This is a genomic window from Bacillus sp. D48C (assembly GCF_053345735.1).
The window spans coordinates 37,368-49,669 of record NZ_JBKFAQ010000009.1 but is presented as its reverse complement, the minus strand read 5'-3'; the positions used below and the strand labels follow the sequence as shown (position 1 = coordinate 49,669).

Annotated in this window: 15 protein-coding genes; 13 read left to right on the top strand and 2 right to left on the bottom strand. The window is 34.5% G+C overall.

The window, feature by feature from the left end; translation table 11 throughout:
• Positions 1–8: 8 nt before the first annotated feature.
• Complete coding sequence (locus ACLBXA_RS20450; protein WP_000858837.1) at positions 9–620, top strand: phosphoserine phosphatase 1; 612 nt, start codon at positions 9–11, stop codon at positions 618–620.
• A gap of 45 nt (positions 621–665) precedes the next feature.
• Here ACLBXA_RS20450 and exsB read toward each other — a convergent pair whose 3' ends face one another.
• A complete protein-coding gene (exsB, locus tag ACLBXA_RS20445; RefSeq protein WP_000817480.1) occupies positions 666–1,226 on the bottom strand; it encodes an exosporium protein ExsB in 561 nt (186 codons plus the stop codon).
• A 181-nt stretch (positions 1,227–1,407) separates the two neighbouring features.
• Here exsB and cotH point away from each other — a divergent pair, with 181 nt between their 5' ends.
• The 8 genes from cotH to ACLBXA_RS20405 all read left to right on the top strand — a co-directional run bounded on the left by cotH (position 1,408) and on the right by ACLBXA_RS20405 (position 9,114).
• Positions 1,408–2,484: a spore coat protein CotH gene (gene cotH, locus ACLBXA_RS20440; protein ID WP_000938005.1), complete on the top strand. Its 1,077-nt coding sequence runs from the start codon at positions 1,408–1,410 to the stop codon at positions 2,482–2,484.
• A 104-nt stretch (positions 2,485–2,588) separates the two neighbouring features.
• A complete protein-coding gene (locus ACLBXA_RS20435) occupies positions 2,589–3,206 on the top strand; it encodes an NUDIX hydrolase N-terminal domain-containing protein (RefSeq protein ID WP_000153595.1) in 618 nt (205 codons plus the stop codon).
• A gap of 104 nt (positions 3,207–3,310) precedes the next feature.
• Positions 3,311–3,913, top strand: a complete 603-nt coding sequence (locus ACLBXA_RS20430; RefSeq protein ID WP_000880690.1) for a DedA family protein — start codon at positions 3,311–3,313, stop codon at positions 3,911–3,913.
• A gap of 102 nt (positions 3,914–4,015) precedes the next feature.
• On the top strand, positions 4,016–5,395 hold the full coding sequence (locus tag ACLBXA_RS20425) for a putative polysaccharide biosynthesis protein (protein WP_000678844.1): 1,380 nt from the start codon (positions 4,016–4,018) through the stop codon (positions 5,393–5,395).
• A gap of 183 nt (positions 5,396–5,578) precedes the next feature.
• Complete coding sequence (locus ACLBXA_RS20420) at positions 5,579–6,520, top strand: magnesium transporter CorA family protein (protein WP_000932389.1); 942 nt, start codon at positions 5,579–5,581, stop codon at positions 6,518–6,520.
• 198 nt (positions 6,521–6,718) lie between these two features.
• Positions 6,719–7,615 (top strand): permease, encoded by an 897-nt coding sequence (locus tag ACLBXA_RS20415; RefSeq protein ID WP_000418726.1) that lies wholly within the window; start codon positions 6,719–6,721, stop codon positions 7,613–7,615.
• A gap of 3 nt (positions 7,616–7,618) precedes the next feature.
• Positions 7,619–8,488 carry a TIGR03943 family putative permease subunit gene (locus ACLBXA_RS20410; protein WP_000488058.1) on the top strand — a complete coding sequence of 290 codons (870 nt, stop codon included), beginning with the start codon at positions 7,619–7,621 and terminating at the stop codon, positions 8,486–8,488.
• 119 nt (positions 8,489–8,607) lie between these two features.
• Positions 8,608–9,114 carry an acyl-CoA thioesterase gene (locus tag ACLBXA_RS20405; RefSeq protein WP_000141164.1) on the top strand — a complete coding sequence of 169 codons (507 nt, stop codon included), beginning with the start codon at positions 8,608–8,610 and terminating at the stop codon, positions 9,112–9,114.
• 126 nt (positions 9,115–9,240) lie between these two features.
• Here the strand turns inward: ACLBXA_RS20405 and ACLBXA_RS20400 are convergent, their stop codons facing one another.
• Positions 9,241–9,327 (bottom strand): YjcZ family sporulation protein, encoded by an 87-nt coding sequence (locus ACLBXA_RS20400; RefSeq protein WP_000505094.1) that lies wholly within the window; start codon positions 9,325–9,327, stop codon positions 9,241–9,243.
• 160 nt (positions 9,328–9,487) lie between these two features.
• Here ACLBXA_RS20400 and cls point away from each other — a divergent pair, with 160 nt between their 5' ends.
• The 4 genes from cls to ACLBXA_RS20380 all read left to right on the top strand — a co-directional run bounded on the left by cls (position 9,488) and on the right by ACLBXA_RS20380 (position 12,293).
• Positions 9,488–10,672, top strand: coding sequence for a cardiolipin synthase (gene cls, locus ACLBXA_RS20395; RefSeq protein WP_447617428.1), 1,185 nt, complete (start codon positions 9,488–9,490; stop codon positions 10,670–10,672).
• 31 nt (positions 10,673–10,703) lie between these two features.
• The gene (locus ACLBXA_RS20390) at positions 10,704–11,162 is read left to right on the top strand and encodes a spore coat protein (RefSeq protein ID WP_000340543.1); all 459 of its coding nucleotides are present in this window, start codon (positions 10,704–10,706) and stop codon (positions 11,160–11,162) included.
• Positions 11,163–11,388: 226 nt separating this feature from the next.
• Positions 11,389–11,568, top strand: a complete 180-nt coding sequence (locus tag ACLBXA_RS20385) for a hypothetical protein (protein ID WP_001045962.1) — start codon at positions 11,389–11,391, stop codon at positions 11,566–11,568.
• Between the two features lie 101 nt (positions 11,569–11,669).
• Positions 11,670–12,293 carry an NAD(P)-dependent oxidoreductase gene (locus tag ACLBXA_RS20380; RefSeq protein WP_136804005.1) on the top strand — a complete coding sequence of 208 codons (624 nt, stop codon included), beginning with the start codon at positions 11,670–11,672 and terminating at the stop codon, positions 12,291–12,293.
• Positions 12,294–12,302 lie beyond the last annotated feature (9 nt).

Sequence of the window (12,302 nt, the reverse complement as noted above, 5' to 3'; positions counted from 1 at the left end):
AGTAAGAAATGAAAACAACTATATATGTAACAAGGCATGGTGAAACAGAGTGGAATGTAGTGAAGCGAATGCAAGGACGGAAAAATTCTGCTTTAACTGAAAATGGTATAGTTCAGGCGAAACAATTAGGGAATCGAATGAAAGATTTACCAATCCATGCGATCTATAGTAGTCCGAGCGAAAGAACACTTCATACGGCAGAGTTAATAAAGGGGGAACGTGATATACCCATTATAGCGGATGAGCATTTCTATGAAATCAACATGGGTATATGGGAAGGACAAACAATCGCGGATATAGAAAAGCAATTTCCAGAAGAAGTACATCTGTTTTGGAATGAGCCACATCTTTTTCAGTCAACATCAGGCGAAAATTTTGAGGCCGTTTATGAAAGAGTAATTGAAGGGATGCAGCTTCTTTTAGAGAAGCATAAGGGACAAAGCATATTGATTGTTTCTCATGCGGCAGCAGCAAAATTACTTGTAGGGCATTTCGCGGGAATTGAAATAGAAAATGTGTGGGATGATCCATTTATGCATAGTGCTAGTTTGAGCATAATAGAATTTGAAGAGGGTATTGGTAAAGTGAAACAATTTGCAGATATAAGTCACTTTCAATAAATGTAAAAAAGGCCGCAAAACGGCCTTTTTTTGGTGGTATAAAAACTAGCAGTTACGTTTTTTATACCAGAAGTGATCAAATTTCTTATTTTTGCAAGATGGGAATTTATGTCCGCCTTTGCAATCATTCCATTTGTGCCCATCATCGTGACAGTCTTTACCATGATCACATGAATCATCGCAAGAGCCGCCGTGTCCGTGAGGGAAGAATTCGCATTTTTTACAGTAACATCGTTTAGTCCAGTAAAATTTCTTTTCAAAACGTACACATTTTGTAACGAAAGTACAATGTTTTCTACGCGTACGCTTTGTAACTAAAACGCATTCTTTTCTACGTGTTACTTTCGTAACGAACGTCCATTTTTGAACGCGTACACGAGTACATTTCGTAACAAATGTCCACTTTTTAACGTGAGTACATTTTGTAACAAATGTACAATGTTTCACACGAGTACATCTTGTTCTTGGGCATTTACAATCGTCGCTACACTCAATTTTTGAAGAGCAATCGTCATCACATTCGAATGTGCTTGGATCTTGGTGTAAGAAATCCTCCATCCCAGCACTTTTGATTTCTTCAACAGCTTTTCTAATATCACGTTTCATAGAAATCCTCCTTATCATGTATTAAGTTGAAAAGGTATTCTTTTTCCTTAACATGATATGAGAGGTGACGTCTTTCTGAACAGGACAAGAGTGTAATTTTCTATAAATAGATGATAGCGGATGTATGGACAAGACAAGGCGCATACATTGAATGAAGAGAACTGAGAAGGGATGAGAAAATATGTTACCTTCATATGATTTTTTTGTTCATCCAATGTACTTAGTGGAATTGAAAAAAGACATTTGGTCAGATAGTCCAGTGCCAGCAAAATTAACTTATGGAAAAAAGAAATATGACATTGATATCGTATACCGAGGAGCTCATATTCGTGAGTTTGAGAAAAAATCTTATCATGTTATGTTTTATAAACCAAAAAAATTTCAAGGTGCGAAAGAGTTTCATTTGAATTCTGAGTTTATGGATCCGTCTCTCATACGAAATAAACTATCGCTAGACTTTTTTCATAACATTGGTGTACTTTCGCCAAAATCACAACATGTATTTATAAAAATTAATGGTCAAATTCAAGGTGTGTATTTACAGTTAGAATCGGTTGATGAAAACTTTTTGAAAAATAGAGGATTACCGAGTGGTTCTATTTATTATGCGATAGATGATGATGCGAATTTTTCATTAATGAGTGAACGAGATAAAGATGTTAAGACGGAGCTCTTTGCGGGTTATGAATTTAAATATTCGAATGAAAATAGTGAAGAACAACTGAGTGAATTTGTATTTCAAGCGAATACTTTGACGAGGGAAGCCTATGAAAAAGAGATTGGGAAGTTTCTACATGTAGATAAATATTTACGATGGTTAGCAGGAGTTATTTTTACGCAAAACTTTGATGGTTTTGTCCATAACTATGCACTATATCATAACGATGAAACAAATTTATTTGAAGTTATACCGTGGGATTATGATGCGACTTGGGGGCGAGATGTACAAGGGAGACCGCTTAATCATGAATATATCCGCATTCAAGGGTATAACACGCTAAGTGCAAGATTGTTAGACATACCTGTGTTTAGAAAGCAGTATCGAAGTATTTTAGAAGAAATATTAGAAGACCAATTTACAGTTTCGTTTATGAGGCCGAAAGTAGAAGGATTGTGTGAATTGATTCGTCCATATTTACTACAAGATCCATATATGAAAGAAAAATTAGAAACATTTGATCAAGAGGCTGATATGATTTATGAATATATAAATAAAAGAAGAAAATATATACAAGACCACTTATATGAATTGGATTAATTTTGAAAGAGATTGAAACGTTATCAATCTCTTTTTTTTGTATAATAAAGATGTATCAATAAAAGTGAAGTAATATATTTGAAAGAGAATGGGGATGCGGATATATGACGATTAAATGGATTGATTGGGTAAAACAAATACAATCTATAACCCAAGCAGGTTTAACGTATTCTAAGGATGTGTACGATATAGAACGCTTCCAACAATTACGAGACATTTCGATTTCGATGATGTCACATTACACAAAAACTGATTGGGAAGTTGTAGAGAAATTATTTGCAAGTGAGACAGGCTATCAAACACCTAAAGTTGATATAAGAGCAGTTGTTTTTCAAAATGAAAAGTTATTATTTGTGAAAGAAAAAAGCGATGGGAAATGGGCATTGCCAGGTGGATGGGCTGATGTCGGTTATACGCCAACCGAAGTTGCAGCAAAAGAGGTTGTCGAAGAGACGGGTTATGAGGTAGATCATTTTAAGTTACTAGCTATATTTGATAAAGAAAAACATCAACCATCTCCATCGGCGACGCATGTATATAAGATTTTCATTGGATGCGAGATTATTGGTGGAGAAAAGAAAACTAGCATTGAAACAGAAGAGGTGGAGTTTTTTGGTGAAAATGAATTGCCTAATTTATCAATTGCTAGAAATACAGAAGACCAAATTAAAGAGATGTTTGCCTACATGAAAGACCCGCAGAAAGAGAAATTAATAGATTAATCCTGCTTGAATTGTACATATTGTTAAAATGAAGATATTGGCAGATTGCAGCCTTTATGTAATAATGGGATGGTATGTGAAGAAAAAAGGAGATAAAAAAGAACATGTTAGCAAACATAATAGATCAGTTATTGCAATTTTTTGCAAGCTTAGGTTACTTTGGAGTAGCTCTTGCTTTAATGATTGAAGTAATCCCAAGTGAAATTGTACTTTCGTATGCTGGCTTTTTAGTAGCGGATGGTAAAATTAGTTTTGTGGGTGCAGTTATCGCCGGAACGATTGGTGGTACTTTAGCCCAAATCTTTTTATACTGGCTTGGATACTACGGAGGGCGTCCGGTTGTAGAGAAATATGGGAAATATCTGCTTATTAATAAACACCATTTAGACATAGCGGAAGGTTGGTTTAAGCGTTATGGAGCTGGCGTAATATTTTCTGCGCGCTTTATCCCAGTAGTACGTCATGCAATCTCTATTCCAGCAGGACTAGCTAAGATGCCATTAAAACTATTTACGCTTTATACGGTTGTAGCGATCATTCCATGGTCAATTCTATTTATATACTTAGGTGAAAAACTTGGTGGGAATTGGCGACAAATTAAAGAGTATGCATCTGATTACACACATTACATAATTATAGGAGCTGTTCTTTTTATTGCTCTATACTTCGGTTTAAAATATTTGAAAAAGAAAAAAACAACACGCTAAAGTCAATGATAATTCATTGGCTTTTTTTATTTGTTTCGGTTCGGTTCTAAAAAAAAAGAGTTGTCCATAATGTATAATAATAAAGCGTAGCGGAGGAATGTGATGAAAGGGTCACCGTTTATACGTGGAACGATATTTTTAACGATGGCAACGATGATATCAAAAATGTTAGGGTTTATATATGTTATACCATTTACAGCAATGGTCGGTACGAGTGGGTACGTTTTATATACGTATGCATATCGCCCCTATACAATTATGCTCAGCATTGCGACAATGGGATTACCACTTGCAGTTTCAAAAATGGTATCAAAATATGATCAACTGAATGATTATCATACGGTTAAGAGAGTGTTGAAAAGTGGAATCGTGTTTATGTTTATAATGGGAGTCATTTCGTGTTTTACGTTATATATGCTAGCTCCGCATTTAGCTAAGCTTGTCATCGATGGAAATGATCAAACGGGGAATAGTGTAGGAGCGGTTACTACTAATATTCGAATTGTAAGTTTTGCGTTAATACTTGTGCCAGTAATGAGTTTATTAAGGGGCTTCTTTCAAGGATTCCAATCGATGGGGCCTTCTGCATTAAGTGTAGTTGTAGAGCAATTTTTTCGGGTTTTAACCATTTTAATAGGAAGCTTTGTCGTTTTATATGTTTTAAAAGCGTCTGTTTCATTAGCGGTTGGTATTTCAACGTTCGGTGCATTTATGGGAGCTGTAGGTGGATTAACTGTTTTAAGTGCATATTATATAAGAAGGAGAAGGCACTTAAAGAAAAAAGAGATGGCAAGTATACCACAAACAACAAAATCCTTTTTCTCATTGTATAAGGAGCTCTTTACATATTCTATTCCTTTTGTTGTGGTGGGCTTAGCAATTCCGTTGTATCAGACTATTGATACATTTACAATTAATAAACTACTTATACAAATAGGGTATATGCAAGGAGAAGCGGAAAAAATTAATGCGATAATTGGTCTTGTTCAAATGGTTGTGCTCATCCCGGTATCCGTTGCGACAGCTTTTAGTATGTCTCTCGTACCAGAGATGACGAAAGCTTACACAGCAGGAAATACGAAGCTATTGTACAAACATTTTACGAGAACAAATGTATTAGTAGTAGCGATTACGGTGCCGGCTGCAATTGGAATGATTGTGTTAGCCAAGCCTGTATATACTCTTTTATTCGGTGCTGGAAATGATCCAGAGATGGGGAGAATCATTTTACAGTATTATGCTCCTGCTTGCATACTATTTTCTCTTTTTACAGTAACGGCTGCTATGCTACAAGGAATCAATCAACAGCAGAAGACGGTGCTAGGACTAGTGATTGGAATTATTGTGAAAATAGTTTTAAATATTGTATTGCTTCCGTATTTCGATTATGTAAGTTTTATTATTTCAACATACGCGGGCTATACGATTTCAGTTGGGTTTAACTTGTGGATGCTTTCTAAATATGTTATAAAGGCAACATAAGCTTTTAAGGCAGAGAGCACTCTGTCTTTTTCTATGTTTATAATATTTTTCTTATAAAAACGTTTTCAAAATAATTTTTCTATTGAAATTTAAACGTATGTTTCATATGCTGAGAATGGCGGTTTAAAAACTGTGATTTAAGAGAGGTAGATTCCTACATGTAAAAAGAATCGGGGTGATAGTATGTTAAATATATATTTAACAGACCGAAACGGAAAACTACAAGAGATTGAGGAAATGCAAAAGGGGTGCTGGATTAATGTACTTCATCCAACAGAAGAAGAAATTCAATATCTAGTACAAACTTTAAATGTAGACTTAGATTTCATTAAAGACCCTTTGGATGATGAAGAACGCTCTCGTATTGAAAAGGAAGACAATAATACTTTAATTATCGTGGATATTCCGACAGTTAGACATGACGAAGAAGGAAATTCGATTTATGACACGATTCCAATAGGTATGATTGTGATGCCAGATTGCTTTGTGACAATTTGTTTAGAAGAAAACCCAATTTTTGAACGTTTTATTAATCAACGTATTAAAGAATTTTATACGTTTAAGAAGACGCGCTTTGCACTTCAGCTCTTATATACGATTTCTACTTATTATTTAAGATACTTAAAGCAAATAAATCGAAAAACAATTGATTTAGAGCATCAATTAAATCAGTCAATGAAAAATAAAGAGATTTTCACATTATTAGGCCTTGAGAAAAGTTTAGTATACTTTACAACGTCATTAAAGGCTAATAAAATTGTGATTCAAAAGTTAATGCGTAATAGTACATTTTTAAAAATGTATGAAGACGATCAAGATTTATTAGAAGATGTATTAATTGAAAATAAACAGGCTATTGAAATGGCGGAAATATATAGTCACATTTTAAGTGGAATGATGAATACTTTTAGCTCCGTTATATCAAATAATTTAAATAGTGTTATGAAACTGTTAACGTCAATTACGATCATTTTATCTTTACCGACGATGGTTTCTAGTTTCTTTGGAATGAACGTAAAGGTTCCGTTTGAAGGGGAAGCCCACGGTTTTGTAATTGTACTCATCATATGTGTAACACTATCTTTCACGTTAGCTTTTGTTTTTTGGAAGAAACGTTACTTTTAACGATAAAAAAGCTGCTCTAGCATAGTTATATAACTACGCTAGAGCAGCTTTTTTGCTATGAAATCTCAAATTTTGAATAGAATATAACTTGTACAATGTAATGTATATAAAGGGTATGTATTCCATATAAACCTTGTCCAATTAATGAAATGGGGTTAAAATTACATATTGTTAATGAAAAGTTGGAGGAAATACATCATGGAATTGTTTCAATTACCGAAAGCATTCCTGCAAATGAATACAATTTTTATCTCCATATTGATCGAAGCACTTCCTTTCGTGCTCATTGGTGTATTTATTTCAGGATTCATTCAAATGTTCGTGACAGAAGATATGGTAGCAAAATGGATGCCGAAAAACCGATTTCTGTCTGTTTTAGTAGCTACTTTTTTAGGGATGTTGTTTCCAGGTTGTGAATGTGGAATTGTTCCGATTGTAAGACGATTAATCGGAAAAGGGGTTCCGCCATATGCGGGGATTGCATTTATGTTAACTGGGCCAATTATTAATCCAGTTGTTTTATTTGCAACATACGTTGCCTTTGGAAGTAGTATGCACATGGTATGGTATCGTTCTATTGTAGCGATTATCGTAGCAATTATCGTTGGAATTATATTATCATTTATGTTTAGAGAACATCAATTAAGAGATGATCACTTCCCAGAAGTGAATCATAAGCGTCCATTACGTAAAAAAATGTGGGATGTATGTACGCATGCTGTTGAGGAATTTTTCTCGATGGGAAAATATTTAGTATTAGGTGCGTTAATTGCAGCTGCAGTTCAAACGTTCGTACAAACTTCAACACTTCTTGCTATAGGACAAGGGCCGTTCTCTTCACCAGCTGTTATGATGGGACTTGCTTACATATTATCACTTTGTTCAGAAGCGGATGCGTTTATTGCTTCATCATTCCAAAGTACATTTTCAACAGCATCACTTGTCGCGTTCCTTGTTTACGGACCGATGGTGGATATTAAAAATATGTTTATGATGCTTGCGACATTTAAAACGAAATTTGTAATTGTCGTTACAGTTACAGTTACACTTGTTGTTTATGCAAGCTCACTACTCATTTATGCGATGGGGTGGTAGGTTATGTTTCGAGCGTATATATTATTAGGTTTTACAATATTAATTGCGCAGCTTCATATTTCGGGTAACATTACGAAGTATATCAATATGAAGTATGCTTATTTATCAACAACAGCAGCAATTATTTTAGGTTTCTTAACGATTGTACAAATTATCGTCGTTTTCCAAAAAGAGCACCAAAAGGAAAAAGAGAAAAATGATTGCAGTTGTGACCATAGCCATTGCGGGCATGATCATTCAAAAGATGAGAATACATGGTGGAAAAAAGCATTTTCGTACTCATTGTTTTGTTTTCCGATTATCTCAGGCTTATTTTTCCCGATTGCAACGTTAGATTCAGATATTGTTAAGGCGAAAGGATTTCATTTTCCTGTTGCACAAGCAGAAAGTAAGGATCCATTTATGACAAGACAATTTCTAAGACCTGATACGAGCATTTATTACGGGAAAGAAGGATACCGCGGTGTAATGGAAAAAGGGAAGAAAGAGTTTGTTACGAAAGACAATATTAATTTGAAAGATGAAGACTTCCTAAAGGGTATGGAAACAATTTACAATTATCCTGGCGAGTTTACTGGGAAAAAATTATCTTTTAAAGGGTTTGTTTTTAGAGATGATTCTTCTAAAAAAGAACAATACTTCTTATTCCGTTTCGGTATTATACATTGTGTAGCAGATTCTGGTGTGTATGGTATGTTAGTGAAAAAACCAGAAGGTGTAGAATGGAAAAATGATGATTGGATTCAAATAGAGGGAGAAATTTCTACTGAATTTTATCAGCCGTTTCATGCGAATATTCCTGTATTAGAAGTAACGAAATGGAATAAAGTTGAACAGCCGAAAGAACAATATGTATTTAGAGGGGCCGATTGATAAGATCGGTTCTTTTTTGTGGACTAAAAGTTCTGAATGTTGTTAATATTAAACGTGTAGTTCATTTCGTATAGTGATTATTGAAATATTAGGGATAAATCATTAAAGGGGTGATAACAATGACAGAAGTAAAGGGGAAAACAGCCAATGAGTCAAGGGTGTTCAAAACGAGCCGAGTATTCCCAACAGATTTAAATGATCATAACACGCTATTTGGTGGGAAGATATTAGCGGAGATGGATATGGTTGCTTCTATTTCAGCATCCAGACATTCGAGAAAGGAATGTGTCACAGCATCTATGGACTGGGTCGATTTCTTACATCCTGTTCGTTCTTCAGATTGTGTTAGTTATGAATCTTTCGTAATTTGGACGGGAAGAACTTCAATGGAAGTGTTTGTGAAGGTAGTGGCTGAAGATTTAATCTCAGGTGAGAAGCGTATAGCGGCAACGTCATTCGTTACTTTTGTGGCACTTAGTAAGGAAAATAATCCAGTTCCTGTACCGCGTGTTATCCCTGAAACAGAAGAAGAGAAAGAATTACATCGTATTGCTGTGTTACGTGCAGAACAGCGTCATATACGTAAGGCAGAGAGTAAGAAAGTAGCCACATTGTTAACCTTTTGAGATGAATATTTAGCCATTTAATTTACTATAGTAGGCGGAAATGGTTTTAAAATGAAAAGCGGACACCTAAAAATAGGTGTCCGCTTTTATAGTTTTTTCATCCACATATCATATGACAGTAGCAACTTAGCAGAAGCAAGCAGCACCGACGATGATTAAGAGGATAAATAATACGACTAGTAGCGCAAATCCATTACCATGTGCGAAGCCCATTGTTATTTCCTCCTTTTATTTTAAGATACAACATACAATATGCAAATGAGCTATTGTTTGATATGGACATATATCATGCAATGACATATTTTCTTGAATGATAATGTAATAAAAAAGGGAAGATATAGAAATAACAGTAAGTGGAGAAAGGAATTTATCCATGAAGCACTTTTTCGCTATAATTCTTTGTTTAATAGGTGTATTCATTTGGATGAACATCGATGTGGAAATGGGGAAGGAAATGGCTAGTGAATATGAATTAGGACAAGTTCGATTAGGTGAATTTCAACTATATACGAACGGTGAAGAGTTATATAGAAAATTATTTGACGATATAAACGATGCAGAAAAGTATATATATATCCATTTTTATATTGTAGGAAAAGATGAAATAAGCCAAGAGTTTTTACAGTTATTAGAGAAAAAAGCATCTAGCGGAGTAGAAGTGAAATTGTCAGTCGATCGGATAGGCGGATATAAGTTGAAGAAAAAGGTAATTAGCCGATTAAAGGAAAACGGTGTGAAGTTTACATTTAGTAAAAAACTGAAACTGAAAAATGTGTTCTATTCTTTGCATCAACGGAATCATAGACGCATTGTTACCATAGATGGAAAGATATCATACGTCGGTGGCTTTAATATCGGAAAGGAGTACCTTGGACAAGGTCCGAAGTTTGGGCCATGGCGTGATTATCACGTGCGCATCCATGGTGATGGTGCAGCGGATATGGAAAGAAAGTTCGCCGAAGATTGGAAAGAAGATACAGGAGAAAAAATGCCTATACATGAAAGTATACCTACATTAGGGAATGTGAAATATCAATATTTATTTTCAAATGGAAAAGGCTTATGGGAAAAGTATGGGGCACTTTTAAAAAAGGCTAAAAAGTCTTTAATTATCGCTACACCATATTTTGTACCAAGTAAAGAAATGGTGAAAGAGTTAAAAGCTGCATTAAATCGTGGTGTTAATGTAAAAATTCTCGTGCCATTTAAAAGTGATGCCATATTGTTAAAACAAGCTGCCTATCCATATTTGAAAGATATGCTACATGCTGGAGCGGAGATTTATCAATATCGAAATGGATTCTTTCATGGGAAAGTAACAATCATTGATGGAGAAATTGTTGATATTGGGACAGCGAATTTTGATAATAGAAGTTTTTATTTAAATTGCGAGTCTAACTGTATCATATATGATAAAACAGTTGTTGATGAAGTATGGAGTCGATTACAGGTAGACTTTCATAAATCAAAACGATTTTCTGAAGAAGATTTTGAGAAAATTAGTGGATGGGATTGGTTTTTAGCAAGAATAGCGAATGTTTTAGCATCATATTTATAGCATATGGACAAAAGAGAAGGGAGGCGCTTTAATGGACTGTATGAAAGAATTAATGAGATATAGTTATATGCTAATATACAAGGTTGGAGAGTATGCTGGAAAGGTCAGAGACGAAGAATTAAAAAATCTATTACAGCACCATTTACCATATATGTTACAAGCATATAATGAACAAGTAAATTTTCAAGAAGGAGAGAATGTGCAGCATATAACCTGTGAAACAACGGAGTTTGGTTTGCATGAAATGGAAAAGGAAACAGTTAGTAAATATACAGGGGATATTCATATTGCAACCTGTTATATTGCGCACTTGAAACGATTAGCTTTAAAGTTTGCTCAAGTTGCAGTGGAAGTTGCTAATCCGGAGTTTCGCTCATTTTTGGAAAATTGTTTCTTGAAAATGAACCGTTACGCTTATAGTGTGTGGCAATATGTTATGAAGAAGGAATATAAGATTACACATCTATATGAAAATGAAAAGTTTGCATGAGAAACTAAGGCGGAATGGTATGCGCCTTAGTTTTTTTACGTCCATTGAGAGGGGAAAACTAGTTTTATTGTGTATCAATTGGAAATGAAATATATAAATTTAAATTAGGTTTTGTTATCAGAAAATTTACAAAAATTTACCGTATATTTACTGTTTTTCAATCTCTTCTTTAAAAATAGAGAGTAATATGAGGTTGTACATATTCTATCACAAGGGGGAAACGCAAATGAATAAATGGGTTAAATCATTAACTGCTATGGCACTTGCAAGTTCTTTATTAATGGTAGGTTGTAGTAAAGGTGAGGACAAGAAGAAAGAAGACGAAACAACAACACAACAAGAGGACAAAAAGGATAAAGAAACAAGCGGAACTGAGAAGTCTACGGATTCTAAAGAAAAGAAATAATGTAATAATAGAGCTTCCTCTTTTATATGAGGAAGCTTTTTTGTTGTAAATTGATTGAGATTATTGAAAAATAGAAAGAGAATGAAAGAGGGGGAAAACAAATGAAAGTATGTATATTGGGAGCAACAGGACGAGTAGGTTCAAATATAATTAATTTAGCATTAAAGGATTCAGCTGAAGTGACTGCATTAGCGCGTGATTTAAATAGAATAGAAATACAACATGAAAGGTTACGAGTTATAGAAGGTAATGTATTGAACGAAGAGGATATAAAGAAAGCGATAGAAGGAAGTGATATAGTAATTAGTGCACTTGGAACGGATCAAAATAGAACATTAGCGAAGAGTATGCCACAAATTATAAAGCAAATGGAAGAAGCAGGGGTTCATAAAATTATTACAGTAGGAACAGCCGGTATTTTACAAGCAAGAACAAATCCAAATTTATATCGTTTCCAATCAACGGAATCCAAAAGGAAAACGACAACAGCAGCAGAAGATCATTTGGCTGCATATAAGGTACTAAGTAATAGTAATAATTTATGTTGGACAGTTGTTTGTCCGACACATTTAATAGACGGTAAGGCGACAGAGGTATATCGAACTGAAAAAGATATATTGCCAGAAGGTGGATCAAAAATTACAGTGGGTGATACGGCACACTTTGCATGGGATCTATGTAAGAAAAACATATATGAAAATAGCCGAGTAGGTATTGCATATTAAAAAACCATC

Excerpts from the sequence above, each read along its gene's own strand:
- ACLBXA_RS20430 (WP_000880690.1), top strand. The coding sequence starts at position 3,311 with ATGTTAGCAAACATAATAGATCAGTTATTGCAATTTTTTGCAAGCTTA.
- ACLBXA_RS20450 (WP_000858837.1), top strand. The coding sequence starts at position 9 with ATGAAAACAACTATATATGTAACAAGGCATGGTGAAACAGAGTGGAAT.
- ACLBXA_RS20400 (WP_000505094.1), bottom strand. The coding sequence starts at position 9,327 with ATGGGCTTCGCACATGGTAATGGATTTGCGCTACTAGTCGTATTATTT.
- exsB (WP_000817480.1), bottom strand. The coding sequence starts at position 1,226 with ATGAAACGTGATATTAGAAAAGCTGTTGAAGAAATCAAAAGTGCTGGG.
- ACLBXA_RS20420 (WP_000932389.1), top strand. The coding sequence starts at position 5,579 with ATGTTAAATATATATTTAACAGACCGAAACGGAAAACTACAAGAGATT.
- ACLBXA_RS20390 (WP_000340543.1), top strand. The coding sequence starts at position 10,704 with ATGGACTGTATGAAAGAATTAATGAGATATAGTTATATGCTAATATAC.
- ACLBXA_RS20380 (WP_136804005.1), top strand. The coding sequence starts at position 11,670 with ATGAAAGTATGTATATTGGGAGCAACAGGACGAGTAGGTTCAAATATA.
- ACLBXA_RS20385 (WP_001045962.1), top strand. The coding sequence starts at position 11,389 with ATGAATAAATGGGTTAAATCATTAACTGCTATGGCACTTGCAAGTTCT.
- ACLBXA_RS20405 (WP_000141164.1), top strand. The coding sequence starts at position 8,608 with ATGACAGAAGTAAAGGGGAAAACAGCCAATGAGTCAAGGGTGTTCAAA.
- cls (WP_447617428.1), top strand. The coding sequence starts at position 9,488 with ATGAAGCACTTTTTCGCTATAATTCTTTGTTTAATAGGTGTATTCATT.
- ACLBXA_RS20410 (WP_000488058.1), top strand. The coding sequence starts at position 7,619 with ATGTTTCGAGCGTATATATTATTAGGTTTTACAATATTAATTGCGCAG.
- ACLBXA_RS20415 (WP_000418726.1), top strand. The coding sequence starts at position 6,719 with ATGGAATTGTTTCAATTACCGAAAGCATTCCTGCAAATGAATACAATT.
- ACLBXA_RS20425 (WP_000678844.1), top strand. The coding sequence starts at position 4,016 with ATGAAAGGGTCACCGTTTATACGTGGAACGATATTTTTAACGATGGCA.
- ACLBXA_RS20435 (WP_000153595.1), top strand. The coding sequence starts at position 2,589 with ATGACGATTAAATGGATTGATTGGGTAAAACAAATACAATCTATAACC.
- cotH (WP_000938005.1), top strand. The coding sequence starts at position 1,408 with ATGTTACCTTCATATGATTTTTTTGTTCATCCAATGTACTTAGTGGAA.